29 protein-coding genes and 1 riboswitch are annotated in these 24,542 nt (G+C 51.7%); of the genes, 12 read left to right on the top strand and 17 right to left on the bottom strand.

All coding sequences use genetic code 11. The features are described 5' to 3' along the window. Nucleotides 1–82: 82 nt before the first annotated feature. From KGP17_RS19925 to KGP17_RS19905, 5 genes are all read left to right on the top strand, one after another. Nucleotides 83–379 (top strand): type II toxin-antitoxin system RelE/ParE family toxin, encoded by a 297-nt coding sequence (locus KGP17_RS19925; RefSeq protein ID WP_140920016.1) that lies wholly within the window; start codon nucleotides 83–85, stop codon nucleotides 377–379. Between the two features lie 3 nt (nucleotides 380–382). Beyond that, entirely contained in the window at nucleotides 383–673 is a 291-nt protein-coding gene (locus tag KGP17_RS19920; protein WP_223498199.1) for an addiction module antidote protein, read from the top strand. A gap of 281 nt (nucleotides 674–954) precedes the next feature. Beyond that, on the top strand, nucleotides 955–1,353 hold the full coding sequence (locus KGP17_RS19915) for a GtrA family protein (protein ID WP_301178828.1): 399 nt from the start codon (nucleotides 955–957) through the stop codon (nucleotides 1,351–1,353). Beyond that, entirely contained in the window at nucleotides 1,350–2,261 is a 912-nt protein-coding gene (locus KGP17_RS19910) for a glycosyltransferase family 2 protein (RefSeq protein ID WP_059201516.1), read from the top strand. The genes KGP17_RS19915 and KGP17_RS19910 overlap by 4 nt, the downstream gene beginning before the upstream one ends. Nucleotides 2,262–2,274: 13 nt before the next feature. After that, entirely contained in the window at nucleotides 2,275–3,717 is a 1,443-nt protein-coding gene (locus KGP17_RS19905; RefSeq protein ID WP_223498198.1) for a glucosyltransferase domain-containing protein, read from the top strand. A 130-nt stretch (nucleotides 3,718–3,847) separates the two neighbouring features. Here the strand turns inward: KGP17_RS19905 and KGP17_RS19900 are convergent, their stop codons facing one another. Together KGP17_RS19900 and KGP17_RS19895 are read right to left on the bottom strand one after the other, a co-directional pair. Beyond that, the gene (locus tag KGP17_RS19900; protein ID WP_021807174.1) at nucleotides 3,848–4,144 is read right to left on the bottom strand and encodes a putative quinol monooxygenase; all 297 of its coding nucleotides are present in this window, start codon (nucleotides 4,142–4,144) and stop codon (nucleotides 3,848–3,850) included. A 2-nt stretch (nucleotides 4,145–4,146) separates the two neighbouring features. Next, entirely contained in the window at nucleotides 4,147–4,596 is a 450-nt protein-coding gene (locus KGP17_RS19895; RefSeq protein WP_094982783.1) for a helix-turn-helix domain-containing protein, read from the bottom strand. A gap of 94 nt (nucleotides 4,597–4,690) precedes the next feature. Between KGP17_RS19895 and KGP17_RS19890 the strand changes: the two genes are divergently transcribed. Continuing rightward, on the top strand, nucleotides 4,691–5,899 hold the full coding sequence (locus tag KGP17_RS19890) for an MFS transporter (protein ID WP_223498197.1): 1,209 nt from the start codon (nucleotides 4,691–4,693) through the stop codon (nucleotides 5,897–5,899). A 108-nt stretch (nucleotides 5,900–6,007) separates the two neighbouring features. Here the strand turns inward: KGP17_RS19890 and KGP17_RS19885 are convergent, their stop codons facing one another. The 4 genes from KGP17_RS19885 to KGP17_RS19870 all read right to left on the bottom strand — a co-directional run bounded on the left by KGP17_RS19885 (nucleotide 6,008) and on the right by KGP17_RS19870 (nucleotide 9,423). Continuing rightward, nucleotides 6,008–6,433: a GNAT family N-acetyltransferase gene (locus KGP17_RS19885; RefSeq protein ID WP_021807171.1), complete on the bottom strand. Its 426-nt coding sequence runs from the start codon at nucleotides 6,431–6,433 to the stop codon at nucleotides 6,008–6,010. A gap of 38 nt (nucleotides 6,434–6,471) precedes the next feature. After that, on the bottom strand, nucleotides 6,472–6,942 hold the full coding sequence (locus KGP17_RS19880; RefSeq protein ID WP_223498196.1) for an SRPBCC family protein: 471 nt from the start codon (nucleotides 6,940–6,942) through the stop codon (nucleotides 6,472–6,474). Nucleotides 6,943–6,955: 13 nt separating this feature from the next. Beyond that, on the bottom strand, nucleotides 6,956–7,579 hold the full coding sequence (locus KGP17_RS19875) for a DUF1571 domain-containing protein (RefSeq protein ID WP_209523750.1): 624 nt from the start codon (nucleotides 7,577–7,579) through the stop codon (nucleotides 6,956–6,958). A 251-nt stretch (nucleotides 7,580–7,830) separates the two neighbouring features. Beyond that, complete coding sequence (locus tag KGP17_RS19870; protein ID WP_223498195.1) at nucleotides 7,831–9,423, bottom strand: ABC transporter substrate-binding protein; 1,593 nt, start codon at nucleotides 9,421–9,423, stop codon at nucleotides 7,831–7,833. Between the two features lie 245 nt (nucleotides 9,424–9,668). Here KGP17_RS19870 and pepT point away from each other — a divergent pair, with 245 nt between their 5' ends. Beyond that, complete coding sequence (pepT, locus tag KGP17_RS19865) at nucleotides 9,669–10,898, top strand: peptidase T (protein ID WP_223498194.1); 1,230 nt, start codon at nucleotides 9,669–9,671, stop codon at nucleotides 10,896–10,898. Nucleotides 10,899–11,328: 430 nt separating this feature from the next. Beyond that, the gene (gene glsA, locus KGP17_RS19860) at nucleotides 11,329–12,267 is read left to right on the top strand and encodes a glutaminase A (RefSeq protein ID WP_059201509.1); all 939 of its coding nucleotides are present in this window, start codon (nucleotides 11,329–11,331) and stop codon (nucleotides 12,265–12,267) included. A 110-nt stretch (nucleotides 12,268–12,377) separates the two neighbouring features. On the opposite strand, the gene KGP17_RS19855 is transcribed toward glsA, so the two are convergent. The 3 genes from KGP17_RS19855 to rluF form a co-directional block, all read right to left on the bottom strand. Continuing rightward, nucleotides 12,378–12,593, bottom strand: coding sequence for a YgdI/YgdR family lipoprotein (locus KGP17_RS19855; protein ID WP_021178824.1), 216 nt, complete (start codon nucleotides 12,591–12,593; stop codon nucleotides 12,378–12,380). A gap of 81 nt (nucleotides 12,594–12,674) precedes the next feature. Beyond that, nucleotides 12,675–14,261 (bottom strand): phosphoethanolamine transferase, encoded by a 1,587-nt coding sequence (locus KGP17_RS19850; protein ID WP_059201508.1) that lies wholly within the window; start codon nucleotides 14,259–14,261, stop codon nucleotides 12,675–12,677. 210 nt (nucleotides 14,262–14,471) lie between these two features. Next, nucleotides 14,472–15,233: a 23S rRNA pseudouridine(2604) synthase RluF gene (gene rluF / locus KGP17_RS19845; protein ID WP_059201507.1), complete on the bottom strand. Its 762-nt coding sequence runs from the start codon at nucleotides 15,231–15,233 to the stop codon at nucleotides 14,472–14,474. A gap of 112 nt (nucleotides 15,234–15,345) precedes the next feature. Next, nucleotides 15,346–15,437: riboswitch (TPP riboswitch) on the top strand. Nucleotides 15,438–15,473: 36 nt separating this feature from the next. Here rluF and thiM point away from each other — a divergent pair. The 4 genes from thiM to KGP17_RS19825 all read left to right on the top strand — a co-directional run bounded on the left by thiM (nucleotide 15,474) and on the right by KGP17_RS19825 (nucleotide 17,805). Then, entirely contained in the window at nucleotides 15,474–16,268 is a 795-nt protein-coding gene (gene thiM / locus KGP17_RS19840) for a hydroxyethylthiazole kinase (RefSeq protein ID WP_223498193.1), read from the top strand. Next, on the top strand, nucleotides 16,265–17,065 hold the full coding sequence (thiD, locus tag KGP17_RS19835) for a bifunctional hydroxymethylpyrimidine kinase/phosphomethylpyrimidine kinase (protein WP_179247658.1): 801 nt from the start codon (nucleotides 16,265–16,267) through the stop codon (nucleotides 17,063–17,065). The genes thiM and thiD overlap by 4 nt, the downstream gene beginning before the upstream one ends. Nucleotides 17,066–17,148: 83 nt before the next feature. Next, a complete protein-coding gene (locus tag KGP17_RS19830; RefSeq protein WP_179247659.1) occupies nucleotides 17,149–17,304 on the top strand; it encodes a hypothetical protein in 156 nt (51 codons plus the stop codon). Between the two features lie 42 nt (nucleotides 17,305–17,346). Then, a complete protein-coding gene (locus tag KGP17_RS19825; protein WP_094982774.1) occupies nucleotides 17,347–17,805 on the top strand; it encodes an inhibitor of vertebrate lysozyme family protein in 459 nt (152 codons plus the stop codon). 74 nt (nucleotides 17,806–17,879) lie between these two features. Here the strand turns inward: KGP17_RS19825 and gutQ are convergent, their stop codons facing one another. The 8 genes from gutQ to fbaB form a co-directional block, all read right to left on the bottom strand. Then, nucleotides 17,880–18,851, bottom strand: a complete 972-nt coding sequence (gene gutQ, locus KGP17_RS19820; protein ID WP_021807154.1) for an arabinose-5-phosphate isomerase GutQ — start codon at nucleotides 18,849–18,851, stop codon at nucleotides 17,880–17,882. Continuing rightward, the gene (locus KGP17_RS19815) at nucleotides 18,844–19,620 is read right to left on the bottom strand and encodes a DNA-binding transcriptional repressor (protein WP_021178807.1); all 777 of its coding nucleotides are present in this window, start codon (nucleotides 19,618–19,620) and stop codon (nucleotides 18,844–18,846) included. Before KGP17_RS19815 ends, gutQ begins: the two co-directional genes overlap by 8 nt. Before the next feature lie 83 nt (nucleotides 19,621–19,703). Continuing rightward, nucleotides 19,704–20,060, bottom strand: coding sequence for a transcriptional regulator GutM (gene gutM / locus KGP17_RS19810; protein ID WP_021807153.1), 357 nt, complete (start codon nucleotides 20,058–20,060; stop codon nucleotides 19,704–19,706). 272 nt (nucleotides 20,061–20,332) lie between these two features. Beyond that, on the bottom strand, nucleotides 20,333–21,112 hold the full coding sequence (srlD, locus tag KGP17_RS19805) for a sorbitol-6-phosphate dehydrogenase (protein ID WP_024527024.1): 780 nt from the start codon (nucleotides 21,110–21,112) through the stop codon (nucleotides 20,333–20,335). Between the two features lie 10 nt (nucleotides 21,113–21,122). Continuing rightward, entirely contained in the window at nucleotides 21,123–21,485 is a 363-nt protein-coding gene (srlB, locus tag KGP17_RS19800) for a PTS glucitol/sorbitol transporter subunit IIA (protein ID WP_223498192.1), read from the bottom strand. 18 nt (nucleotides 21,486–21,503) lie between these two features. Continuing rightward, the gene (locus tag KGP17_RS19795; RefSeq protein WP_021807151.1) at nucleotides 21,504–22,493 is read right to left on the bottom strand and encodes a PTS glucitol/sorbitol transporter subunit IIB; all 990 of its coding nucleotides are present in this window, start codon (nucleotides 22,491–22,493) and stop codon (nucleotides 21,504–21,506) included. 15 nt (nucleotides 22,494–22,508) lie between these two features. Continuing rightward, the gene (locus KGP17_RS19790; protein ID WP_021807150.1) at nucleotides 22,509–23,057 is read right to left on the bottom strand and encodes a PTS glucitol/sorbitol transporter subunit IIC; all 549 of its coding nucleotides are present in this window, start codon (nucleotides 23,055–23,057) and stop codon (nucleotides 22,509–22,511) included. Between the two features lie 243 nt (nucleotides 23,058–23,300). Continuing rightward, nucleotides 23,301–24,350 carry a class I fructose-bisphosphate aldolase gene (gene fbaB, locus KGP17_RS19785; protein WP_021178801.1) on the bottom strand — a complete coding sequence of 350 codons (1,050 nt, stop codon included), beginning with the start codon at nucleotides 24,348–24,350 and terminating at the stop codon, nucleotides 23,301–23,303. Between the last annotated feature and the right edge of the window lie 192 nt (nucleotides 24,351–24,542).

Below are 24,542 nucleotides of genomic sequence, written 5' to 3'. Positions count from 1 at the left end.
GACCCGGCGTTGAGTCATCACTTTAAACTCCCCAAATACAATTTTTTTGATATTTTGTAATCGTTCGATTACAATGAATAACATGTATACGATCAAGACCACTCACAAATTCACCGAATGGTTGTCCAGTATCAAGGACGGTATGACCAAGCGTCGCCTTGCGCGACGCATCGAAAAGGCCCAGTTCGGGAACCTTGGCGACTGTAAGCCTGTCGGTGAAGGAGTATGGGAAATGCGTGAACACTTTGGTGCTGGATGGCGCATGTACTACATCCAGCGTGGAACCGTATTGATTGTAATGCTGGGCGGCGGAGATAAATCCTCGCAGTCGAAAGACATCGCTGAAGCCATTGCCCTTGCTGCAACCCTTAAGGACTGAACCATGAAAATTTCTAACCTGCCTGAATTCGATGTTACGGAATACCTGGACAGCCCCGAGGCACTTGCCGAATACCTGACCGTGGTAATGGAAGAAAATGACCCTGCTGCACTGGCCCAGGCCCTCGGTACGATTGCCCGTGCCCGTGGCATGAGCGACATTGCCAGCGCATCCGGGATTTCCCGTGAAGCGCTCTACAAAGCATTGCGCCCTGATGCTCATCCGCGATTTGACACCATTAACCGTGTCTGTGCTGCTCTTGGGGTTAAGCTGGTTGCCCAGGCAACTCGCTGAACTTCATTGAGTAGAGGTAAAATCGGGAAAGAATCGTTATCGCGAAGTAGTCTTTTTCCGTCACGGTAGATTTGACGGTATTAATATTTTCTAATGGTATAAATCTATTATAAATCAACGCATTAAATACCATTTCAACGATTGAATGGGAATGATAAGTTAATATCAGCCTCACTCGATAGCGTGAATAGAATGAAAATCCTCTGTTTTACAGGGGATTTTTCTTTTTCAGTGAGCATTCATTGTGTTAGCCGCGAAAGTTTTGCCATCGGCATGATGTGGTGGCAGAATACGGCAAACTAACTTTTAAGAATTTTTTCGCATTGAATATTTTTTTACGTTATGCATCTGTAGGTGTGCTGAACACCTTTGTTCATTGGGCTGTGTTTGCGCTCATGTTTTTTAGTGGTTTTTCCCAATCAATATCCAACGTTGTTGCCTTTTGCATCGCGGTGACCTTCTCGTTCTTTGCAAACGCCAGATGGACCTTTAAAAAAGAAGCGACTACTGTCCGCTACATGGCGTATGTGCTGTTTATGGGGGGCATGGCATTTTGCGTAGGTTGGATCGCAGACGAAGTAAAGGCTAACCCAATAGTCACACTGATTACCTTTTCTGCAGTAAGTCTCATTTGTGGCTTCATTTATTCTAAACTAGTTGTATTCAAGGATGATAAATGAAAATATCGTTGGTAGTTCCTGTATTTAATGAAGAAGAAGCAATTCCTCTCTTCTATAAGTCCGTTCGTGAATATAAAGAGTTCGCAGACAAAGATATAGAAATCGTGTTTGTAAACGATGGGAGTTCTGATAAAACAGAGAACATAATATCAGCCTTGTCGCTAGCTGATGAGAAAATAAAAGTTATAAATTTCACGCGTAATTTTGGCAAAGAGCCTGCCTTATTTGCTGGTTTGGAGGCATCTTCGGGTGATGTCATCATTCCTATCGACGTAGATCTTCAAGATCCAATAGATGTTATCCCGTTATTGTTAAATAAATGGGAAAATGGTGCGGAAGTTGTTTTAGCTAAACGTATAGATAGACAGAGTGATGGAAGAATGAAGCGTAAAACTGCAGAGTGGTTTTATCGCATTCACAACAAAATAAGCAAACCGGCCATAGAAGAAAATGTCGGCGATTTTAGGCTTATGTCTCGAGAAGTCGTGGATAACATCAAATTACTTCCCGAAAGAAACCTGTTTATGAAAGGGATATTAAGCTGGGTGGGCGGAAAGGTTGACATCGTCGAGTATTCAAGAGCCCAACGAGTTGCTGGTTCAAGTAAATTCAATGGCTGGAAACTGTGGAATCTGGCGATAGAAGGTATCACCAGTTTTTCGACCTTTCCGCTACGGGTATGGGCATATATCGGTTTTTTCGTTGCCACTTTATCCTTCATTTATGGTGCATGGATGATTCTGGATAAATTAATTTGGGGCAATCCGGTGCCGGGCTATTCCTCTATTATCGTTTCTATCCTCTTCCTTGGAGGTGTGCAGCTAATAGGAATAGGTGTCCTAGGTGAATATGTAGGACGGATTTACGTAGAAACAAAACGCAGGCCGCGTTACATAGTTAAAAAGTGAGATGGGAAATCAGATGATCTGCAAAGACGATAAAAAAACATTGGCCTTGTATTCAGGCTTGGCTCTGCTGTTTATATATCCTCTTATTCAAGCTGGGGTGTTTTACAGGGATGACTTAGACCGAGCGATTACAGGTCAATATGGATGGCGTGGCTTAGGGCGGCCAATTGCGGATATTCTGATGAAAATCCTATCGGCGAGTGGGCGCTATAATCTTGACCTGTTTCCCTATACAATGATTGCATCTTGTCTGTTTATAGGTGCCGCTTCCTTCTTGCTTTTCAAACATTTGGTTAAAATGGATGTTCCGCATGCCAAACTTGTAGCGGCACTTTTGATATTCAATCCTTATCTATTACAAAATATTGCCTATAGATACGACTCTTTGGGTATGGTAATTGCCTTGTTTCTTGCCGTGTTAGCCTATACCTATAGGAACGACAGCATAATTCGTGAAGGCTCAATAAAAATAATAGCGGGTGTGTTATCGCTAACCCTCTATCAGCCATGCATGAATATTTTCATCGGCCTGCTTGCCATTGATATGATGATTATTGCAGTTAAAAGTGAATCTACAATAGCTCATTCCATAAAATTAATAATAAACAAGGCAGTGACATTTGTTTGTTTTTATCTTGTGTACATGCTGTTTTTTGCTGTAAGAAACAACTCTCGTTCGGACATTATTTTGCCGAATGCTGAGGGGGCTGAAAAACTGTTAAGCACGATAAAGGGATTAAAAGAGCTGGTTTTGTCGTATTTTTACGGCCCTGTTTATATCTATTTCCTGGTGCCTGTAGTGGTTGCTTTGGTATTCATGATGGTCAGCAACTATGCACATGCCAAGAAAATAATTTCATTCATGATATACGCTTTGCTGTCATGCTTTATTTTCTTGGTGTCTCTAATGGGGCCAACAGTCCTTCTGCAAGATGCTCCTGTATTCCCTAGGACTTTGGTTTCATTTTCGGTTCTACTGGTTATTATTGCCATTCCGATTATGTATTTTTCGCCTAAATTAAAATATCTATCGCTCGTCCCGCTAATCACCGTGTTTGCATTCAGTGCTCAGCTAAGTAGCGCCATAAAGTCACAGCGTGAATATGAAGACTTTGTTTTTGACATGATTGCCAGAGAAATGCTGAGCTACCCAAACATAGAGACTATCGGCACTACTGGGCAAGTGAACATTAACGAAAGAACCAAGTTAATCATGGAAAACAAGCCGCTGATTGGCCATTTTCTTAGCCCGGCCTCTGAGTTTATAGCGTCTTTCCAGTTGATTAATAAGGGATTAACGCAAACGCTGCATGGTTACGTTGATGAGCAAGCCAATATGGATAGACTTGCAGGGATGATAGAAAAAGGCATTAAGCCGGTATCCTCTAATAAGGACTATTCGTTATACGTTTCTGGTAATGAGGCCATAGTCACATTGGGAACCACTAAACATTAACTACTTATATTGGCTCAATAATTTTTAACTGAGCCTATGAATTTGGTTTATCTGCATCAAGCGGTTAATCTGGCCTGAGTTCGGAATTCAAATGGACTCAGGCCGTTCAGGTTATTGCTTTGCTACTTATCTATGCTTTCTCAGGAAAATTATCCATCAATATATAGCTGGCATCCTTACGTTTATGTTGATCGATCAGCGGCACCAGGCGTTTAAAGTGTTCGCTCGCGCAGTGAGCATCCAACGCCGCGCGATCGGGCCACTCTTCGATAAAGATAAAGTGTCCGGCATCCTTTTGATCGACATACAGATCATAGGCTATGCAGCGAGGCTCCTGCTTGGTGGCTTCAACCAACTCTTGGTAAAGCGGTAACACCGTTTCTATCGCTTCAACCTTGATAAAATCTTCGGCAATGACTTTCAGCATTTTTATTCTTCATCCACTTTTACGACTCGGGTATTGCCTAAGTTGAGTGCTTGCCCGGCATGACCGATGGGTGTCATGCGAGGTATTGGCTGACCGCTGTCCTTTTCCACCAGGCGTGAATAGTCCTCTCCTGCTGCAAAAAGATGGTCTTCTCCCCATTGGCGCAGTGCGACGATAATCGGGAAGATTTCTCGGCCTTTATCGGTCAGCAAATACTCCTGATAGGCGCTGCCATCGGCGGCAGGGCTAACTTGCACAATCCCCTGGGCGACCAGCGTGCGTAGCCGAGTGGAAAGAATATTCTTTGCCATCCCCAGGTTCTTTTGAAACTCACTAAACCGGCTGATGCCGTCAAAGGCGTCGCGGATGATCAGTAATGACCACCAATCACCCAGCACATCCAATGTTCGTGCTACCGGGCATTGAGCATCCTCAAGGCTTTTACGTTTCATGCTGCGGCTCCAGAATTATTCTGGTTGCATTATAAAACCTCTTTCACTAAAGTGCATTGAGTTTAATAATGAAACCACTTTAACGAGGCGCTTGATGAGTGATAAACCGCTGGAAACCTTCCGCTCACAGTCTGTCGAGCTTTTGCCTACGTCACTGGTGCTGCTGTTGGCTACAGCCTGCGCCTTCAGCGTGGCCAATGTTTATTACGCGCAACCGCTGCTTGATGCCATTGCGGAGGATTTTAATATCAGCCTGGCGAGAGTAGGGATGGTGATTGCAGCGACCCAGATCGGCTGCGCCTGTGCGCTGTTATTGGTGGTTCCTTTGGGGGATTTGCTGGATCGCCATCGTCTGCTGGCGGTGCAGCAAATACTGTTGATTGCCGCGTTGCTGATGGTTGTGGTGTCTAGTAGCAGTTTGGCGTTACTGGCGGCTATGCTGCTGGTGGGGCTGCTGGGAACCGCGATAACGCAGGGATTGATCGCCTTTGCCGCGACGTTGGCCTCCCCGCAGGAACGTGGACGCGTGGTGGGGGCTGCTCAGGGCGGAGTGGTGATGGGTTTACTGCTGGCGCGCACCCTTTCTGGGTTACTGGCGGATATCGGCGGTTGGCGAACCGTCTACATTTTCTCAGCGGCTCTTACCCTGATATTACTTCCTGTTCTGGCTCGTTTATTACCAAAGCCGCCTGCTTACGAGTTGAAGTTAAGCTATTGGCAACTGCTGAGCTCAATGCTGAGCCTGTTGCGCCATGACCGGATTTTGCAGATACGCGGTATGTTGGCGTTGTTGATGTTCGCGGCATTCAGCATCTTCTGGAGCACGCTGGTTCTCCCTTTGAGCCAACCCCCATTTCTTTTTTCTCATTCGACCATTGGTGCATTTGGGCTGGTAGGGGCAGTCGGAGCGCTGGCGGCGATGAGAGCTGGGCATCTAGCTGACCAAGGCTGGGGGCAGACAGCTAGCGGAGTGTGCCTGTTGTTGCTGATGATCGCTTGGCTGCCGCTTGGGTTGATGGAGCGAGGAATGGCGTACCTGATTGGCGGTATCATCCTGCTGGATCTTGCCGGGCAGGCGATCCATGTCCTCAATCAGAGCATGATTTTCACTGCACACCCGCAGTCCCACAGTCGCCTGGTCGGGTGCTACATGCTGTTTTATGCCGTTGGCAGTGGGCTGGGGGCGTTTGCCGGTAGCCATATTTATGCGTGGGCAGGCTGGCACGGCGTATGCTGGTTGGGTGGTTCGGTAAGCCTGGTGGCATTGCTGTTTTGGTGGCGTACGCTGAAATATTGCCGTTGACCCTTTCATACCTTTATGACGCCCCATGCAGCTATGATCCCCCCGATGAACGCACTGAGCGTACCAAGGATAGTGCCCGTTGCTGAAACCGCAAGCTTAAGAACAACGCTATCTTTGCGGTGAATACATCAGGTAATACTCTTCTCCGCCGTCACCACCGGTGGAGACGATCTGCCAGCCGTGCTTGTGATAGAACGCTATCGCCTTGTCATTTTTCACCAGGCACTTGAGCGAGCCGGTTGAGGTAAACGTCTGCTCTGCGGCATGCAACAGCGCGCTGCCCACGCCTTGTGGCGGCAACAGGGGGTCGACATACAGATTATGAATAAAATTATCGGCGCGATAAATTGAGACAAAGCCGAGCAGCTTGCCGTCCTGCTCGGCAACCCAGATCTCTTCGCCAATCGTTGAGCGATCAAAATCTTCCAGCCGGTAATTACGTGTGTTACGCCAGGTAAAGGCGGCTTGGCGAGCGGCCAGATACAGGCTGCGCAGAAAAGGACGATCGGCCTCTTGGTAAGGTCTTATGTGCATGGCGGCTCCTGATGATTTGCTAGCACTATAGCTGACAATCAACTCATTTCAACGCTGGTACCCAGCCGTTGCGCCAACCCTTTGGCCCCGGCCCGCATCACCGCATCGTGGTTCCAGCGAAATAACGGTGCTGCTAACGGTGCCAGGCAGTTCATCCAGAGCGTAGTGGTTCGCACCTGCCAGGTATAATGCGCAAGGGTATAAACCCCGTCTGAACTTAACCGCCATTGGCCGACCCCTTCTACTTCGCCGCTGGCTTGTCCCTCCAATAGCTTTAGCGGCACAATATTCACGATGCGCATATCGAAGGTGATGCGGTAAGGCAGTACGCCTTGCCAGGTATAACGATGCAACGCCCCGATACCGAGTGCATCGCCTTTTCCTATTTCGACCACCTGTAACAGGTTTTTCCACCAGCTTGGCCAGATATCGGGATGATAAAGTACCTCCCATACCGTTGGTAACGGGGCTTTGATGCGCCAGAGGGTGGTGAACTGGTATTCGGCCATATCGAGTTCTGCCTTAAGGGGTAAAGAAGTCAGCGGGAAAATGCAGGTTGAACACCAGCGCATCCATCATCACGGTTTCCATTTCTCGATCGTTGCTATCGTAGCTGACCACCTTGGTTGGGAAGCCGTGGCTCTCCTCTAGCCAAACTTCATAACGGTGAACGCCATCGACGCTAACCCCCGCCACTCCAAGGATGGTGACATGCAAAGCGCCTTGGCCAGCCAGGGTCTCCTTGCCGACCACGGTCGTTTTTCCCCCTTGCTGGAGGCGGTGAATATTACGCAGCAAGGTGCCGACGTCCGATTGGTCTACACGGTGGCCGTTAGGGTCTTGTACCAACGAGTTGCTGGGTGACAGGCTCAACACCGGCAGAGTGCCGATACCGAATGGCCATACTCGCACCTTACCGCTATCGGGATCATAGATCAGCACGGCACCGCGATGAGGTTCGCTGAAATCCATCCGCACATAACCCGGCTTACGGTAGCTGTAACGCATCAGGGTACGATCGCCTTGTGCCGTTCGAGAGTCGATCCTGCATTGGTACGCAGCAATCTGCGCAAATTGCTCCTGCGCCAGAACCATCGGATCCGGTGAAAGTGTGGGGGCAGCATTGGCACTGGTTATCAACGCCATTGCCAGTAGCCATTGGTTGCCGAATAAGTGGTTGATACTTTTCTCCCTGCGGAACCATGGCCGAAAAGGCTGGCCTCATTAATTAAATATAGGATCTGGATCACAGGCGATGGCGGTTTATTCTTCAAACATCATACTATTCGAGTTTTTCGGGCTTAATATGCCACATACCTTGAATGAGCTTTTCGCCAATAAAAAAGGCTTCATTCCTCTCGGTTTGAAGCCCTGAGTCATCGTTCAAGCGTCGGTGCTTATTTCACATCGACCTGATAGAAAATGTGTTTGCCGAACGGGTCGATTTCGTATCCGGTGACTTCTTTGCGCACCGGCTCAAAAATCGTCGAGTGGGCAATCATCACCGCAGGCATCTGATCGTGCATCATCTGCTGGGCTTCTTTGTACAGCGCTACACGTTTTTCGTGGTTACTTTCGGCGCGAGCTTCCAGGATCAGCTTATCAAACGGCTGATAGCACCACTTCGACGAGTTGGAACCGCCGTTGGCTGACGTGCAGCTATACAGTGGACCAAAGAAGTTATCCGGATCGCCGGTTGCCGTGGTCCAGCCCATCAGTGCGGCCTGATGCTCGCCGTTTTTCACCCGCGTCAGGTACTCGCCCCATTCGAAAGTGACTACTTTGGCCGTTACGCCCACTTTTGCCCAGTCGGCCTGGATCATCTCGGCCATGCGCTTGGCGTTCGGGTTATACGGACGCTGAACCGGCATTGCCCACAGATCGATGGTCATGCCGTTGGCGAAGCCGGCTTCTTTCAGTAGGGCTTTGGCCTTCTCCGGATCGTAATCGTAGTCTTTCAAATCCGCATCGGCACTCCACACGCCCGGTGGCAGTATATTTTTCGCCGCTGTGCCGGTACCGTGGAAAACCGCCTCGATGATCGCTGGTTTATTGATGGCCAGCGCCAACGCCTGACGGACCTTCACGTTATCCAGCGGTGCCTTCTGGGTGTTAAACGCCAGGAAGCCGGTGTTCAAGCCCGCTTTTTGCATCAGGTTGATGTCTTTATTTTCCCGCATGCGTGGCAGATCTGCCGGGTTAGGGAATGGCATCACCTGGCATTCATTTTTTTCCAGCTTGGCGTAACGGATCGACGCGTCCGGCGTGATGGAGAACACCAGACGGTCGATTTTCGCTTTGCCCTGCCAGTAATCAGGGAAGGCGCTAAACAGGATGCGGGAGTCTTTCTGATACTGCTTCAGTTCAAACGGCCCGGTGCCAATCGGCTCCATATCCACACGCTCTGGTGTGCCCGTTTTCAACATGCTATTGGCGTATTCTGCCGAGAGAATTGAAGCAAAATACCAGCCTAAATCGGCAACAAACGGCGCTTCCGGATGGGCCAGAGTGAAACGCACGGTATGGTCATCAACCTTGTCGATGGCGGTAATTAACTTGCCAAACTCCAGGCTCTCGAAGTTGGAGTAGTTGCCGTTGGAAACGTTGTGATAGGGATGGTTTGGATCTTTCTGGCGCATAAACGAGAAGATCACATCATCGGCGTTAAAATCGCGCGTCGGCTTGAAATATTTGTTGCTCTGGAACTTCACCCCTTGGCGCAGATGGAAGGTGTACACCTTACCGTCTTCACTGACGTCCCAGCTTTCTGCCAGGCTAGGCTGCAGTTCGGTGGTACCGACTTTGAAATCCACCAGTCGGTTATAGATCGGCACCGCACTGGCATCTACGCTGGTCCCGGAGGTGTAGAGCTGCGGGTTAAAGTTTTCTGGTGAACCTTCTGAACAATAGACTAACGTTTTTGCTGCTACCCCAGAGCTTATTGAGAGCGCTGCTACGGTCAGCGCAAGCTTTGTAATTTTAATTATCATCACTATCTTCCTGTTGGTGAGCCTACCACTGAAAAATAAAGCTTGTACTAAAGCGCTTAATAAATAACATTAAATTTACATTGTCAGCAAACAACATCGAACGATAACAATGAGGTCAACGCTAGCCTCGGTAAAGGCAGTAGTTGGCAAAAATAAACTCTAACAAAAGGGTGAATTCTGAAAGATTGCTCTGGTGATCCTAGCCATGGGAGCCTTGCAAACGGGATGCGTTCATATACAACACAATGTCTTCACCGCTCGCCACGCAGTTAACCCAACGTTTCTTCCGCTACCTGGCCGTCACCAGCCAGAGTAACCCAGCGGTAAGTACTTTACCCAGCACTCCTGGCCAGTTCGCCATGGCAGAAATGTTGGCAGAGGAACTACGCCAACTCGGCCTGGATAATGTGGTTATTGACGAACATGCCACCGTCACCGCAGTGAAAAAAGGCAATGTACCCGGCGCGCCACGTATCGGGTTTATCACCCATATTGATACCGTAGACGTTGGTTTATCGCCGGACATCCACCCACAAATCTTGCATTTTACCGGTGAAGATTTGTGCCTGAACGCGCAGCAAGATATCTGGCTACGTACCGCTGAACACCCGGAAATCAAAGCCTATCCGGGGGAAGAGATTATTTTCAGCGACGGCACCAGCGTGTTGGGGGCGGATAACAAAGCGGCCGTCACGGTAGTGATGACGGTGTTGGAAAACCTTACCGCAGAGGACCAACACGGCGATATCGTGGTGGCATTTGTACCGGATGAAGAGATTGGTCTGTGCGGTGCCAAAGCGCTGGATATGGCGCGTTTCGACGTCGACTTTGCCTGGACTATCGACTGTTGTGAATTGGGCGAAGTGGTGTATGAGAACTTCAACGCCGCCAGCGCCGAACTGCGCTTTACCGGTGTGACCAGCCACCCGATGTCCTCCAAAGGCGTGCTGGTGAACCCGCTGCTGATGGCGATGGATTATATCAGCCACTTCGATCGCCAGCAGACTCCTGAGCATACCGAAGGGCGTGAAGGTTATATCTGGTTTAACGGCATGCAGGCATCACAAAGCGAAGCGCTGCTGAAAGCCAATATCCGTGATTTCGACTTGGCGAACTTTGAGCGCCGCAAGCAGCAGATTGGTGAAGTAGCGGAGAAGATTGCCGCGCAGTATCCCACCGCCCGGGTGGAGTATCACATCAGCGATACCTACAGCAATATCAGCAATGCCATCACCGATGACCGCCGGGCCATTGATCTGATTTTTGCCGCACTGGCCGAGTTGAACATTGAGCCTAAAGTCATCCCGATGCGCGGGGGCACCGATGGTGCTGCGTTGTCGGCAAAAGGGTTATTAACGCCCAATTTCTTTACCGGCGCGCATAACTTCCATTCACGGTTCGAGTTTTTACCCCTTAAGTCGTTCGAGGCTTCCTACAATGTGGCGTTAACGCTGTGCAAGCTGGCGGCTAAATAAGGGCCGATATCGCTTCAACATTATCACAGCCAGGCTTGTTCAAGCCTGGTTAGCGAAAGTTTTCTTTGTTTGGCTAGCGCTAATAAACAAGAAAGCCATTACGGATTAGCAGATAAAAACTCAGACACCCGCTATTTTTTCACTATGTTCGGATGATCATCACCGTTCATGCCGGTATAGCTGATCATACCGCTCTTGAAACTATCCTATCGCCATTATCACCCAGAGCTTGTTGGCCGGCTATTACACTATGTTTAAGTGGGCGGGCCTAGAATGGCTGGGGCCGATTATGGCTTTGTATAGCCATTGGCGTGATGAGAGCTATTGAACCTTCTGTACCAACCGCTCCGCTGCCAAAACCTTAATATTTATTTCAAGGGTTGTGAGTATTACCTCCCAACCTCGCAAATTCAGTCTGGGAGTCAACAACATGACTATCGATTTACAACGGCTTCAACAGGTTGCATCGAATGCCTATGCGCAGTATTCCACATTGAGTGGTGGCGAGAATGCCAGCTATATCCCTTTTTTAGCGAGCGTGCCAAGCCATTTAGCCGCCTTGGCGATTGTGACCGTAGACGGGGATATCATTTCTCAGGGCGATGCGGAGTTCCGCTTTGCGCTGGAGTCAATTTCAAAAGTGTGCTCGCTAGCCTTGGCGTTGGAAGATGTTGGCCCACAAGACGTACAGGACAAGATTGGTGCCGATCCCACCGGCTTGCCCTTTAACTCGGTGATTGCTCTGGAGCTACATAAAGGTAAACCCCTCTCGCCGCTGGTGAATGCCGGGGCAATGTCAACGGTGAGCTTAGTCAAAGCGAGTGACCGTGAAAACCGCTGGTTGCGCATTCTTGATATGCAACAGCAGTTAGCGGGTGCACAAATCGCACTCTCTGACGAGGTGAATGATTCAGAGCAATCGACCAACTTCCATAACCGTGCGATCGCCTGGTTACTCTATAGCGCCGATGCGATGTACTGCGATCCCATGGAAGCCTGCGATGTTTATACCCGCCAATGTTCAACGCTGCTTAATACCATTGAATTGGCTACGATGGGGGCGACAATTGCCGCTGGTGGTATCAACCCCGTCAGCAAAAAGCGAGTGCTGACAGAATCTAACACCCCCTTTATTTTGGCAGAAATGACGATGGAAGGGATGTATGGCAGTTCAGGCGATTGGGCCTATACCGTGGGTTTACCGGGTAAAAGTGGTGTTGGAGGCGGTATCTTGACCGTGGTGCCCGGCGTAATGGGGATTGCTGCGTTCTCACCTCCTCTTGATCCCGTTGGTAACAGCGTGCGTGGGCAAAAAATGGTTGCGGCTGTTGCCCAGCAAATGGGATATAACCTTTATCGGAGTCGTTAATCATGAACAGGCCGCTAGTTCCTAAGGGCCTGCATAAAACAGGTAACCGCTGCAATCCATGGCAGGCTTTATGCAGGTCTGTTGTGAAAGTCACACCGCCGCAGGGAAGGCTATTTTTTTACTATTCCGGAAATATCATTGGTATTGATCAGATGATAGTCGCCGTTCATGCCGGTATAGCTGGTCATACCGCTACTGCGGTCAGTGTCCGGTTCGCCGTGGGCCTGTAGGATATCGCCATATTTAGTCGTGATAATGTAGTCACTGGTGCAACCCGCCAGTGCCAGTGTCAGGACAATGAGAGGCAGAAAAGTCGGTTTTTTCATTGGTCAACAGGCTCTTTTCATTTTAACTGCCTCATATTACAGACGAAGTGGCCCGAGATGCAAAGGCAACCTTGTTACACTTTAGCGCGTTTGGGTTTCAAAGATATCCGTCGGCAAATGGGTGTAGTCCACCTTCTTGAGCTTAAAGTTGGTGATATAGACGGGGCCGGCTTTTTGCTCGGAAAGAAACGAGTATTTCGGCGTTAGCTCTTTGGTTTTAATCCCGGTCCACGAGGCGAAAAAGGTCAGGAAGTCATTGGCTGAACGAGGGGCTTTAATCAGGCGGTGTGCGGTGTCATCGCTGGAAAGCACCATAAAGGGGACCTGAAAATTTTGCTGAAACTGATCATCGTGCGCCAGATATTGCACCTGGGTACCGCGCTCTTTAAACGCCAGACCGTGATCGGAGAAGTAGACCATTGAGAAACTTTCCCCGGTGTCGCGTAACTGCTGATAGAGCTGTTTCAGCAGGTTGTCCGTTTGCGTCATGGTGTAAAGATAGCAGGAGGTCTCTTTGGATTGCACAAAGTCCGCGTATTTCCCCTGAGTCCGGTCGCAGGCTTGCGGATGTGAACCCATCAGGTGCAAGACGATCAACTGCGGGTTAGTGCTGCGTGGGGCGGCAAAAACCTGGGCGGTCATCTTAAGCAGCGTTTCATCATGGGTGTTCTTATCCGCTTCAAAATCACCGTTTTTCAGGAACTGCACTTCATCGGCACGTTTGGCAATGCTGGCGATAGCGGTGTCATATTCACCAATTTGTCCTTGGTTGGAGAACCACCAGGTCTGAAAACCTGCCCGATTGGCCAACGTGACGAAGTTATCCTGATACTGCGGTTTGCCGTTAATGACACGGGTTAACGTTAAGCCGAGCGATTTCTGTGTTGAGCCGCTGGCCGCAATATAGTTAAGCAACAGCGTACCGTTTACGTGGCTGGCGAAGGGGGTATTGTCCCAGTGCCCACCAAACGCACCTAAGGCATCTCGCCGCGCGCTTTCGCCGATCACTACCATGTAGATATGATATTTCGGTTTCACCGCCAGCACGTTCCAAGAATCTTTCAGCTGTGAAAACGCCTGCATACGGGCTTTTTCATCAATCACTTCCTGGTTATTGGCGATCACATCTCTGACGAAACGAAACACGGGATAACCAGAGTCGGTCAATTTAAACACGCCACCGTACGCCAGATTCTGTACTGGCGTGACAAAAAAGCAGACCACGCTGATGGTGAGACATAAGCTCTGGAGGGTGTTCCAAGCGCCTTTCGGGGTTGGCTTACGGCGCAACGCGATAATGCCCAGTGCCAGAATAAACAGGGACACCAAATAGCTGTACCACGGAAAGATGGTCAATATCTCGCTGGACTCCTCCACCGTGGTCGAGTGTAACGCCAGCAGGGTATTAAAATTGGGCGAGCCATAGGCCTGAGAAAATGGGAAATACAGGGCGGCGATGAGGCTACACAGCCCGATCACGCTCTTTTGCAGGCGCGGGCTGAGGCGCCACAGCAGCAGTAACACACAGCTAAACGCCACGGCATACAGCAGACTAAATGGATAGCCGAGGGCGAAGTTGATCAGCAGCGACTGCAGGAAGTAAAAGCCTGTCCACGGGGTTAGGGTGACGTCACGTGCTGCCAGGGTATCTTTAACCGTTGAGTTCATGTTTACCGAAAGTTATCAAATGCCGTGTGGTAACTCTGACAAGAAAAGAGTCATAAATCCGTTTGGTTGACGGAAAGGGGAGGAGGGATAGACCGCATCCAGCGAGCCGCAACATGTACCCGGATGCGAGAAGATAGAGCCGAATGAAAACAAGATCAACTGATAATTAGCGGCTGTTTTGAGAGGTTGATTGCATATCGCGACAGTCGCCTATATCTGGCTATATTGACGCGGGGCGGAAATATCCTCGGACGAGGAGTGTTCAATCAGCTCGAATAACTCGATCCGCTCATCATCGGTCAAATCCCGCCATTCGCCCAGCGGTAACCCTTGCAGAGTGATATTCATAATACGCTGGCGCTCAAGTTTGGTGACATGATAACCAAAATATTTGCACATACGGCGGATTTGGCGGTTAAGCCCCTGCACCAGCGTGATGCGAAACATCTGCGGGGCTTCTTGCTCCACCAGGCATTGTTGAGTCACCGTATCCAGTATGGGTACGCCTGCGCCCATGCCCTGAATAAACTCATCCGTCACCGGTTTGTTGACGGTGACCAGGTACTCTTTTTGATGATTATTGCCAGCACGGAGGATCTTATTGAACAGTTCGCCATCATTGGTCAGGAAAATCAGCCCCTGAGAGTCCTTATCCAGCCGCCCGATGGGAAAGATGCGCCTATTGTGATTAACGTAATCACCGATGTTATCCCGCACGTGCTTTCCCATGCTGGTGATGATACCAACCGGCTTGTTCAGCGCGATTAGCACCAGATCGGCCGCATCGCGCGGTTCGATCGGCTGGCCGTTAATTTTGACCACATCCCCGACCAATACTTGAGCGCCCAAGGAGGCTAACTTGTCGTTGATGAAAACGTTGCCTTGCTTGATGTGGCGGTCGGCAGAGCGACGAGAACAAATGCCGCTGTCGCTAATGTATTTGTTAAGGCGGATAGATGAGTGAGTGAGCATGGTTTCCCCGTTAAACGCGAACTATACATTATCTGGGGGAGACGGCGTCTCCTTTTTATTTTTTGACGCTATCGCGTGATTGACCTCACTGGCCACAGCCTCAATAATGGCAAACGTCGACTCGGGGTGCCCTTAGGGGCTGAGAAATTACCCGTATTACCTGATCTGGATTATACCAGCGTAGGGATGTCGCGGTATCTCAACCGGTACCCGCCTTCTTGAACGCCGGTTGGGAGCGCTATGTTTACTCGACCTGATGTGTTACCCGGCACCCGTGCCGCGGCCTGTTTTAACCAATTTAAACGCCAACCTCCATTGATCCACTGCCTGACCAACGAAGTGGTGCAAGAGCTGACGGCCAACGTGCTGCTGGCGCTTGGTGCTTCACCGGCGATGGTAGTGGAACCGGAAGAGGCCGCGCAGTTCAGCCGCGTTGCTGATGCGCTGTTGATCAATATCGGCACCCTGCACGCTTCGCGGGCAGAGTCGATGTTAGCCGCCATCGAGGCTGCCAATCGTGCTGAAAAGCCCTGGTTACTGGATCCGGTTGCCGTTGGGGGATTGGAATACCGAGCAATCTTCGCCCGCCGCTTGCTCACCCTGCGGCCTGCGGCGATCCGTGGCAACGCGTCGGAAATCATTGCATTGAGCGGCCTGCAGACCAGCGCCCGTGGCGTAGATAGCCAGGATGACTCGCTGATGGCATTACCCGCAGCACGCGTATTAGCACGTAATTGTGGGGCCATTGTGGCCGTCACCGGTGAGACAGACTACATCACTGATGGTGAAAGAGACTGGGCCGTCACGGGTGGCGATGTATTGATGACGCGCGTGGTGGGGACGGGCTGCGCGCTTTCGGCCGTCGCGGCAGCATTTTGCAGTTTGCCGGGCGATCGGCTGGATAATGTTGCCACCGCTTGCCGCGTGATGGCGCTATGTGGTGAAAGGGCCACCGCGACTTGTTCTGGCCCTGGCAGCTTTACTACCGCCTTCCTGGATGCCCTCTACCAACTGCGAATGGAGGATCTGCTATGAAACGGATTAACGCTCTCACCATCGCTGGTACCGATCCTAGCGGTGGGGCCGGTATTCAGGCCGATCTGAAAGCCTTCTCCGCGTTGGGGGCCTATGGCACCAGCGTAATCACCGCGCTGGTGGCGCAGAACACCCGTGGCGTGCAGTCGGTATATCATATCGAACCGGCATTTGTGGCCGCCCAATTGGATTCGGTACTCAGCGATGTGCGTATCGACAGCGCTAAAATCGGTATGCTGGCTAACGCCGACATTGTGCAGGCGGTGGCCGAGCGCCTACGCCATTACAAGCTGCCTTATGTGGTGCTGGATACGGTGATGCTGGCTAAAAGTGGTGACCCGCTGCTGGCACCGGAAGCGGTGGAGTCCATCCGCCGTGAGCTAATGCCGTTGGTTTCCATTATCACGCCGAACTTGCCAGAGGCGGCGGCTTTGCTGGCCTGCGCTCCGGCGCAAAACGAATCGCAAATGCGCGAGCAGGGACAGGCGTTGTTAGCGATGGGCTGTCAGGCGGTGTTGATGAAGGGGGGCCACCTAAGTGAAGAGGAAAGCCCAGATTGGCTATTTATCCCCGGCTTTGAGCAGCGCTTTAGTGCGCCGCGCATAGCGACCAGGCACACGCACGGCACCGGTTGCACCTTATCTGCGGCACTGGCAGCCCTGCGCCCACGCTACCCAAATTGGGCCGATACCGTGGCAGCGGCAAAAAACTACCTGCAACTGGCTTTACAGCAGGCCGATAGCCTGGAGGTAGGGCAGGGTATTGGGCCAGTGCATCATTTCCATGCCTGGTGGTGAGCCAGAGATTGAGTTTATGCTGGCGAAACGGGGGGCGACATTAACCAAAGGTATTGGGCGACAAGCTGAGAAACGTTGCCATAATGTCGGAAGAAATGTCGGAAGAAATGTCGGAAGAAATTTTACCGCCGCTTCCAAGAAGGAAAGCGGCTAATCAGGGTTGGGGCAACCAAAAAAGGATATTGGCAGGTAGTCTGACGAAAACGCTGAGCCAACTTTCCCGTTTAATTGTGGTCTGAGCTACTTGGAGCTACGCTTTTGATTTACCGAGGGAGGAGACCATGATAGGAAAAAAGAGGTTGTTGGGAGCCCTGGTTGCGACCCTGCTTGGATTTAGCACCGGCAGTTTTGCCGAACAGATTATCACTGCCTCAGATCTGATCCAGCAGCCGGGCTACCAAACCAGTTGGAAAAATATGGTGAAGGGGCAGGCACAGTTACCGGGTTGGGCGCGTAAAGGGATCGGCACTTCCACGCCAGCTGAAACCGTCACCTGGCAAGGGCAAAGCTACCAGATCGGTAACATCTGCAAGCCGCATGACTGCGCCAATAACTTTATGATTGTGGCTTTTAAAGCCGACAAGTCCCAGGCTTGGGGCGTGCGGGTTGAAGTGCCCAATAAGCCGCAGGCCATCGACCATCCGAAGAAATACGCCAAATATCAATGGCTGGGTAAACCGGATGATCAGATGAAAGCGTTGCTGAAGAAACAGTTTGAGGGCAATCCAGACTGGAAGTAACGCTGCTGAGGGGGAAAGCTACGCGCCAAGGTAGTAGTTAAGCGGGCGTAGCATGCTACGCCCCCTACGTGATATCAGCCGATCCCGGCTTGATGCAGGTCGTGCAGGTTGATTGCCCCTACCAGTACGCCATCGATATCCACCACCGGAGCGGCGCTGATGTGTTGTTCGTGTAACGCTTCCAGAGCCTCCCCGGCGCGCCACTGTTCTGGCAAGCGGTAGCCGGGGCGAGTGATCGCCGGGCTGAGGCCGTCATTGAGGCTATTACCCTTCACCAACCAGCGGCGCAGGTCACCGTCGGTAAATACGCCCACCACTTTTTGCTGTGCATCGCATACGGCTACCAGGCCTAGCCCGGTACGGCTCAACTCCAGCATGGCTTCCATTACGTTGGCGCTTTCTTGCACCATCGGCAGGCGATCGCCGGTACGCATCAAGTGATGGACGCGATTGAGCAGGCGAGCACCCAGGCTGCCACCTGGATGGGAACGGGCAAAATCTTCGGCATTAAAACCGCGCTGGCGCATCAGGGCCATCGCTAATGCATCCCCCATCATCAGCGTAGTCACTCCGCTGGAAGTGGGTGCCAGGCCCATCGGGCAGGCTTCACGTTCAACGCTGATGTCCAACGTACAGGCAGCCCCGAGCGCCAGTGGCGACTCTTTGCCACCGGTCATGGCAATGACTGGGATCTTACTCTCTGCCAGCAGCGGCAGGATCAGATCCAGCTCTTTGGCGCGGCCTGAATAGGAGATAAAGATCACCACATCATCGGCGCCGATCATCCCCAAATCGCCATGCAAGGCTTCCGCCGGATGGACGAAAAACGACGGGGTGCCAGTGCTGGCCAATGAAGCGGCAATCTTCTTGCCGATATGGCCGGATTTACCAATACCGGAAATAACCGCCTTGCCACGGCAGTTGAGCAGCAGTTCACAGGCTTGGACAAAGTTGTCATCCAGGCGTGTCAGCAGGCGCTGCGCTTCGGTCAGCTCAATTTCCAGCGTTTCACGGGCAAAGTTGAGCAGGGCAGTGGCGTTACTCATCAAGGGGGTCTCCTACCAGAATGATATTGATACCTTTAGCCTGTAGCGCAGCCAGGTAATCCGGGTTGATGCCGTTATCGGTGATCAGGGTATCCACAACGCTCAGATCGCACACCACGTTGGGGCTTTTGCGGCCAAACTTCGAGGAATCGACCAGCAACACAATACGGCTGGCGGCTTCACACATCGCCTTGCTGACATTATGCACTTCATTAAAGGTGGTGACACCCGCATTGAGGTCGACACCGTCGGCCCCAATAAACAGCTTATCGAAGCTGAACTGCTGAAATGCCGACTCCGCCAGGCTGCCGTGAAAGGAGGCAGATTTTTTACGGTAGGTGCCACCGGGCATCAGGATGGTTTGATCGTTATCCAGTTCCACCAGCGCGTTAACGATAGTCAGGCTGTTGGTCATCACGGTGATGTTATTGAACTGCGCCAGATGTGGCACCATCTGCAATACCGTACTGCCTGCGTCAAAGATCAGCGAATCACCATCATCGATCAGCTTGATGGCGGCATAGGCGATCTGCCGTTTCTTTTCGGTGTTGATATGGGTTTTACGATCGATGGGCTGATCGCCATCGTCACGGCTAAGCACCACGCCGCCATAGGTGCGGATCACCTCGCCTTCTTCTTCCAGCAAGGTGAGATCTTTACGGATGGTAGTGCCGGTCGTGGAAAAATGCTCTGCCAGGGCATCCACTGCCGTTTTGCCATGCCGCTGCAAGTATTCGAGGATAGCGGCTTGCCGCTGCTTTGGTTTCATAGAGATCCCTGTTCACAAGAGTTGACCATTCCTCTCGGTGAGATAGTTCACTATGAAAGGTAATGTCTTTTAATGTGAAAATATCATGATTTCGGTGCGATCGCTAACGATAGTGCAGTTTGGCATGCCCGATCCTCAGGGAAGATCACATCTGGGCAGAGTTGTTGTTGGTGCATGCCATGTAACTGCGTGAGCTGTTTCGGCTGGGCGAAGATGGTCAGGCCGCGCATCAGCATGCTGCCACATACCCGCTGTTGTGCGTCAAACGCTAGCGCCAATACCACGCGGGGTTTGAACCGGCCCCCAGAGCGGCCAACGCCCACGGTGCCCAATTGGCATAGGCTCTCGAACGCGCGGTTAAAGCGTTGGAGCTGCCACCAACCCAGGGCGATTTGCAGCAGCCAGGCGATAACGGCGAAGGTAATGAGTGCGCTGGTCATACGGTTGTTCTCCTGTGTGAAAATAAAGGGAGAGAGTCCGGCGATCGACCCCTCACCCTAACCCTCTCCCACAGGGAGAGGGGACCGAATGTGCTACAACGTTATTCCTGTATTTAACCACGGCACGGTATCAAAATATGGGGTTAGCGTTCTTCAGATAGAGTCCTATACCTGACTATGACACCGTACTGGCCCCCTCTCCCTGTGGGAGAGGGTGGGGGTGAGGGGCTGTTAGGTACATATTTAGTTAGCCCTTATTCCCAGCCCGTAAATCAGAACATCACCTGCCCGCCGGTAATGTTGATCGACTGGCCGGTGCAGTAAGAGGCTTTGTCGCTGGCATAAAACAGCAGCGTGTTCAGCACGTCCTGGTAGTCACAGCCGCGTTTCAGCGGCACCTTATCGGTGTAATATTTCTCAACTTCTTCCGGCTTGATGCCCAGCTTCTGTGCATATTGCGGCAATAGCGACTGGAACATCGGCGACTTCAACAGGTTACCGAGCATCAGGGAGTGCACGGTGATACCGTAATCGGCCAGATCGAGCGCCAGCGACTGCGTCAATCCAACGCCACCGAACTTGGCGGCGCTGTAGCCGGAATTATGCTTGCTGCCGACCTTGCCGGATTTAGAGTTGATTTGAATGATGCGCCCGGCGATACCGTCGCGGATCATCAGGCGAGAGAACTCGCGGGCACACAGGAAATAACCCACCAGGTTCACCTGCAAGGAGCGGTCAAAATCCCCCAGTGGGAAATCGGTGATCGGCGCGGCTTTGGCAATCCCGGCGCTGTACACCAACAGGTTGGTCTGACCGAAAGCCCGGTCAACCGCACTAGCCAGCGCGATAACGCTGGCCTCATCGGTGGCATCGGCCTGGAAACCGATGGCGCGATCGGCCCCGAACTCCTGATTGATTTGCTGTGCCACCAGATTGGCGTTGTCGGCATTCAAATCGGCGACCGCAACGCGATAACCCGCTTCAGCCAGGCCATGACACAGGAAAGCCCCCAACGTTTGGCCACCGCCAATCACTACAGCTACTTCAGACATGATCTACTCCTTATGCGATAAATTTCAGTGTGCTGCCTAACGGGATATCAGCGGGCGTGCTGCCTGTTACGTGGATCGTGCCAGGGAATTCGGCCTGAGTTTCTCCATCAAAACGTACGGTGATATGGCCCAGTTCGCGTAGGTTATGGGTGGCAACCTCTCCGACAGCGGTGATGGGGTAGCGCCGATCGCCAAGCTCCATCACGCCCCCGGTTTGTAATTCACCGGCGGTCTCGCCGTGCTGGTGGATGAAGCAGTACTCTTCAATATCTGCCGGTGCGCCTTCGCGGAAGGTGATCAGCATATTGTCCAGCAGTGCGTCACGGGCGCAGCCGCCAATCTGGGTGATAGTGGTCTGGAAAATGGTGCTCATGGTTTTCCTCCGGGCAATTTATTGATAGATAAAGGCCGATGCGGCCCAAGCGATCAGGACCGTCGGTGCGCCAGTGAGGAAGCGCCCAACCAGTACCGAAGGGACGCCGACACGCACCGTATCCTGCTTGGCCTCTGCCAGGGACAGACCCACCGGGATAAAGTCACAGGCGGCCTGGGCGTTAATGGCGAACAGCGCCGGGAGTGCCAACTGAGGGGGAATATGGCCAAGACCAATCTGTACGCCCACCAGCACGCCGATGACCTGAGCGATGACGGCGCCAGGGCCGAGGAACGGTGAAAGCAGGGGGAAGGAACAGATCAGCGCCAACGTCACCAAACCGATTGGGCTGTTGGCCAGCGGCGTCAGGCCGTGGGCGATAAAGTCACCCAGACCCGAGGCCATGATGATGCCGATCAGCGCCGAGACGAAGGCCATAAACGGCAGAATGGTTTTCAACACGGTATCGATGGTGTCACGTCCGGCCTGGAAAAACACCGCGACAACTGACCCCATACCCATCCCGACTTTTGCCAACAGGCCATCGCTCTGTTCGGTGATTTTTTTGCTGGTATCGTAATCACGAACCTTTGGTTGTGGCTGTTTTTCGCTGGGCGGAGGAGTTTCAGACCCTTGTGCAACTTCAATCAGGCTGATGTTGTTTTCCCGTACGCCGGAAACGTAAATATCCTCCAGAATAAACTGCGCCAGCGGGCCAGAACGGCCAGTTGAATGAATATTGATGGTCGGGATGCGGCGTTTAGGGTAGATGCCACAACGCAACGTCCCCCCACAGTCAATAATCGCCAGACCAATCTCTTCCGCCGGTGGTTCGCCTTCTTTGAAACCGTCTACCGCAGGCCAGCCGGTTAAATCGCTGAGTTTGTCGACGATCGCCGGGCGGGTACCGGCGGTGATATAGACGATTTTCTTACCTGGCTCGATAGGTAACTGTAGTGGGCCACCCCAGCCGCCAGCACCTTTCTCAATACGGATATAAGCACTCATGCTGCGCTCCACAAATTAAAGTTGAACCTGGCGATCCAGTTGGATGCCCATCTTGCGTTCAAATATGCTGGTGGTGAGATCGGTGATCCAACCGCGGAAGAAGTTGGTGAACAGCCCAACCAGGAAGTAACTCACTGCCAGAGGAGCCAACGGCAGGCCAAGCGTGGTCAAACCGCTGGCAATTCCGAGGTAAACGAACAGTTCGCCAGGGTTGATATGGGGGAACAGGCCGTTCATTGAGTGGCAACTGTAGGAGGCTGCGGCGTAATAACTGGGTTTATATTTCTCTGGCATAAAACGTCCGAGACTCAACGTCATCGGATTACAAAACACAAAGGTGCCGATCAGGGGGAGTAGCAGGTAGCGTGAAACCGGGTTACCGGCACAGCGCTGTGCCAAACGTTCGATACGTTCCTGGCCAACAAAGTTGATCAACGCGTTCATGATAACTAACAGGCTGATCAACAACGGTAAAATGCCGGTCACCATACCGACAAACACTTCCCCGCCTTTTTGGAACAGGCCGATAAACCATTCGGCTCCGTGGGTTATTAGCTCAATCATTTTTTTCTCCTGTGATGGATGCTATGGCCTGGAGCGAAGTGCGGCTCTGTCGCCATGGGTCATACAGTAACCACTTTGGTTCGGCTTTTGTTTTAAATGGATCACACTTTGAAAGATAAATATTTTATTGTGAAAGATAAAAATGAAAGAAAAGAAATTAATAATGAAGGAAGAGAGGGGTTAGGACATGAAAAAGGCCCAGCAGAGCTGAGCCTCGAAGACTAATAATTTGATAAATAACGATTAAGCGATGGTGACGCTGTTGTCGAGATAGGTGTCCTGCACGGCATTGATCAGGGCGATGCCATCCTTCATCGATTTCTTGAACGCTTTACGCCCCAGGATCAGGCCCATCCCGCCAGCCCGTTTGTTGATCACGGCGGTACGCACTGACTCTTGCAGGTCGTTTTCCCCTGCGGCGCCGCCAGAGTTAATCAAACCGGCACGGCCCATGTAGCAGTTTGCCAACTGGTAGCGCACCAGATCGATCGGGTGATCGGTGGTCAGCTTGTCATAGACGCGATCGTCGGTATAACCGAATTTCACTGCACGGTAGCCGCCGTTGTTCTCGGCCATTTTCTGTTTAACGATATCGGCACCGATGGTGGCCGCAATGTGGTTGGCTTGGCCGGTCAGATCGGCGCTGGAATGATAATCGACGCCATCCTTGTTGAACGCAGGGTTACGTAGATAGGCCCACAATACGGTCACCATGCCCAGTTCGTGAGCGCGCTCAAAGGCGATCGAGATCTCTTCAATCTGGCGGCGTGACTGCTCGGAACCGAAGTAAATGGTTGCACCAACCGCCACCGCCCCCATGTTGAACGCCTGCTCAACGCTGGCATACAGGGTCTGGTCGTATTGCGTTGGATAGCTCAGGGTTTCGTTGTGGTTCAGTTTGACCAGGAACGGGATCTTGTGGGCGTAGCGGCGGGAGACCGAAGCCAGCACGCCGTAAGTGGATGCCACGCAGTTACATCCGGCTTCGATCGCCAGCTCAACGATATTTTTTGGATCAAAATAGAGTGGGTTGGCGGCAAACGAGGCACCGGCAGAGTGCTCCACGCCCTGATCGACCGGCAGGATCGATAGATAACCGGTGCCCGCCAGGCGGCCATGGTTGAGCAAGGTTTGCATTGAGCGTAGCACGCTGTTTGGGCGGTTGTTGTCGATCATCACCCGATCAACAAAGTCGCCACCGGGCAGGTACAGATTTTCCGCAGGGATGGTGGTGCAGCGGTGTTGCAAAAGGTCTTCCGCTTCCTTACCTAACAATTGTGCAATATCCGTCATGATTCACTCCCGTTAAAGCTTCCTATACACCGGTAACTCTGGGTATTTGGCCACCGGCGTAGTCAAAAGCGGTGATTGAAGCTATGCAAAGATACTAATCAAAACCTGATGGTGCGAAGAGACAATAGATGCGATTGAGAAGAAATGCTATTTAGAAGGCAAAATTTGCGAGTGAGCGCTTGTTGATGGCGT

This window comes from Serratia sp. JSRIV001 (assembly GCF_019968745.1).
Taxonomy (GTDB): domain Bacteria; phylum Pseudomonadota; class Gammaproteobacteria; order Enterobacterales; family Enterobacteriaceae; genus Chania; species Chania fonticola_B.
Note: the sequence above shows the minus strand (reverse complement) of the source record. Positions and strands in the feature narration are given on the sequence as shown.

Bases quoted from the DNA above. Each gene is read 5' to 3' on its own strand.
- KGP17_RS19925 (WP_140920016.1), top strand. From the start codon at position 83: ATGTATACGATCAAGACCACTCACAAATTCACCGAATGGTTGTCCAGT.
- KGP17_RS19920 (WP_223498199.1), top strand. From the start codon at position 383: ATGAAAATTTCTAACCTGCCTGAATTCGATGTTACGGAATACCTGGAC.
- KGP17_RS19910 (WP_059201516.1), top strand. From the start codon at position 1,350: ATGAAAATATCGTTGGTAGTTCCTGTATTTAATGAAGAAGAAGCAATT.
- KGP17_RS19905 (WP_223498198.1), top strand. From the start codon at position 2,275: ATGATCTGCAAAGACGATAAAAAAACATTGGCCTTGTATTCAGGCTTG.
- KGP17_RS19900 (WP_021807174.1), bottom strand. From the start codon at position 4,144: ATGCTGAAAGTCATTGCCGAAGATTTTATCAAGGTTGAAGCGATAGAA.
- KGP17_RS19895 (WP_094982783.1), bottom strand. From the start codon at position 4,596: ATGAAACGTAAAAGCCTTGAGGATGCTCAATGCCCGGTAGCACGAACA.
- KGP17_RS19890 (WP_223498197.1), top strand. From the start codon at position 4,691: ATGAGTGATAAACCGCTGGAAACCTTCCGCTCACAGTCTGTCGAGCTT.
- KGP17_RS19885 (WP_021807171.1), bottom strand. From the start codon at position 6,433: ATGCACATAAGACCTTACCAAGAGGCCGATCGTCCTTTTCTGCGCAGC.
- KGP17_RS19880 (WP_223498196.1), bottom strand. From the start codon at position 6,942: ATGGCCGAATACCAGTTCACCACCCTCTGGCGCATCAAAGCCCCGTTA.
- KGP17_RS19875 (WP_209523750.1), bottom strand. From the start codon at position 7,579: ATGGCGTTGATAACCAGTGCCAATGCTGCCCCCACACTTTCACCGGAT.
- KGP17_RS19870 (WP_223498195.1), bottom strand. From the start codon at position 9,423: ATGATAATTAAAATTACAAAGCTTGCGCTGACCGTAGCAGCGCTCTCA.
- pepT (WP_223498194.1), top strand. From the start codon at position 9,669: ATGTCTTCACCGCTCGCCACGCAGTTAACCCAACGTTTCTTCCGCTAC.
- glsA (WP_059201509.1), top strand. From the start codon at position 11,329: ATGACTATCGATTTACAACGGCTTCAACAGGTTGCATCGAATGCCTAT.
- KGP17_RS19855 (WP_021178824.1), bottom strand. From the start codon at position 12,593: ATGAAAAAACCGACTTTTCTGCCTCTCATTGTCCTGACACTGGCACTG.
- KGP17_RS19850 (WP_059201508.1), bottom strand. From the start codon at position 14,261: ATGAACTCAACGGTTAAAGATACCCTGGCAGCACGTGACGTCACCCTA.
- rluF (WP_059201507.1), bottom strand. From the start codon at position 15,233: ATGCTCACTCACTCATCTATCCGCCTTAACAAATACATTAGCGACAGC.
- thiM (WP_223498193.1), top strand. From the start codon at position 15,474: ATGTTTACTCGACCTGATGTGTTACCCGGCACCCGTGCCGCGGCCTGT.
- thiD (WP_179247658.1), top strand. From the start codon at position 16,265: ATGAAACGGATTAACGCTCTCACCATCGCTGGTACCGATCCTAGCGGT.
- KGP17_RS19830 (WP_179247659.1), top strand. From the start codon at position 17,149: ATGTCGGAAGAAATGTCGGAAGAAATGTCGGAAGAAATTTTACCGCCG.
- KGP17_RS19825 (WP_094982774.1), top strand. From the start codon at position 17,347: ATGATAGGAAAAAAGAGGTTGTTGGGAGCCCTGGTTGCGACCCTGCTT.
- gutQ (WP_021807154.1), bottom strand. From the start codon at position 18,851: ATGAGTAACGCCACTGCCCTGCTCAACTTTGCCCGTGAAACGCTGGAA.
- KGP17_RS19815 (WP_021178807.1), bottom strand. From the start codon at position 19,620: ATGAAACCAAAGCAGCGGCAAGCCGCTATCCTCGAATACTTGCAGCGG.
- gutM (WP_021807153.1), bottom strand. From the start codon at position 20,060: ATGACCAGCGCACTCATTACCTTCGCCGTTATCGCCTGGCTGCTGCAA.
- srlD (WP_024527024.1), bottom strand. From the start codon at position 21,112: ATGTCTGAAGTAGCTGTAGTGATTGGCGGTGGCCAAACGTTGGGGGCT.
- srlB (WP_223498192.1), bottom strand. From the start codon at position 21,485: ATGAGCACCATTTTCCAGACCACTATCACCCAGATTGGCGGCTGCGCC.
- KGP17_RS19795 (WP_021807151.1), bottom strand. From the start codon at position 22,493: ATGAGTGCTTATATCCGTATTGAGAAAGGTGCTGGCGGCTGGGGTGGC.
- KGP17_RS19790 (WP_021807150.1), bottom strand. From the start codon at position 23,057: ATGATTGAGCTAATAACCCACGGAGCCGAATGGTTTATCGGCCTGTTC.
- fbaB (WP_021178801.1), bottom strand. From the start codon at position 24,350: ATGACGGATATTGCACAATTGTTAGGTAAGGAAGCGGAAGACCTTTTG.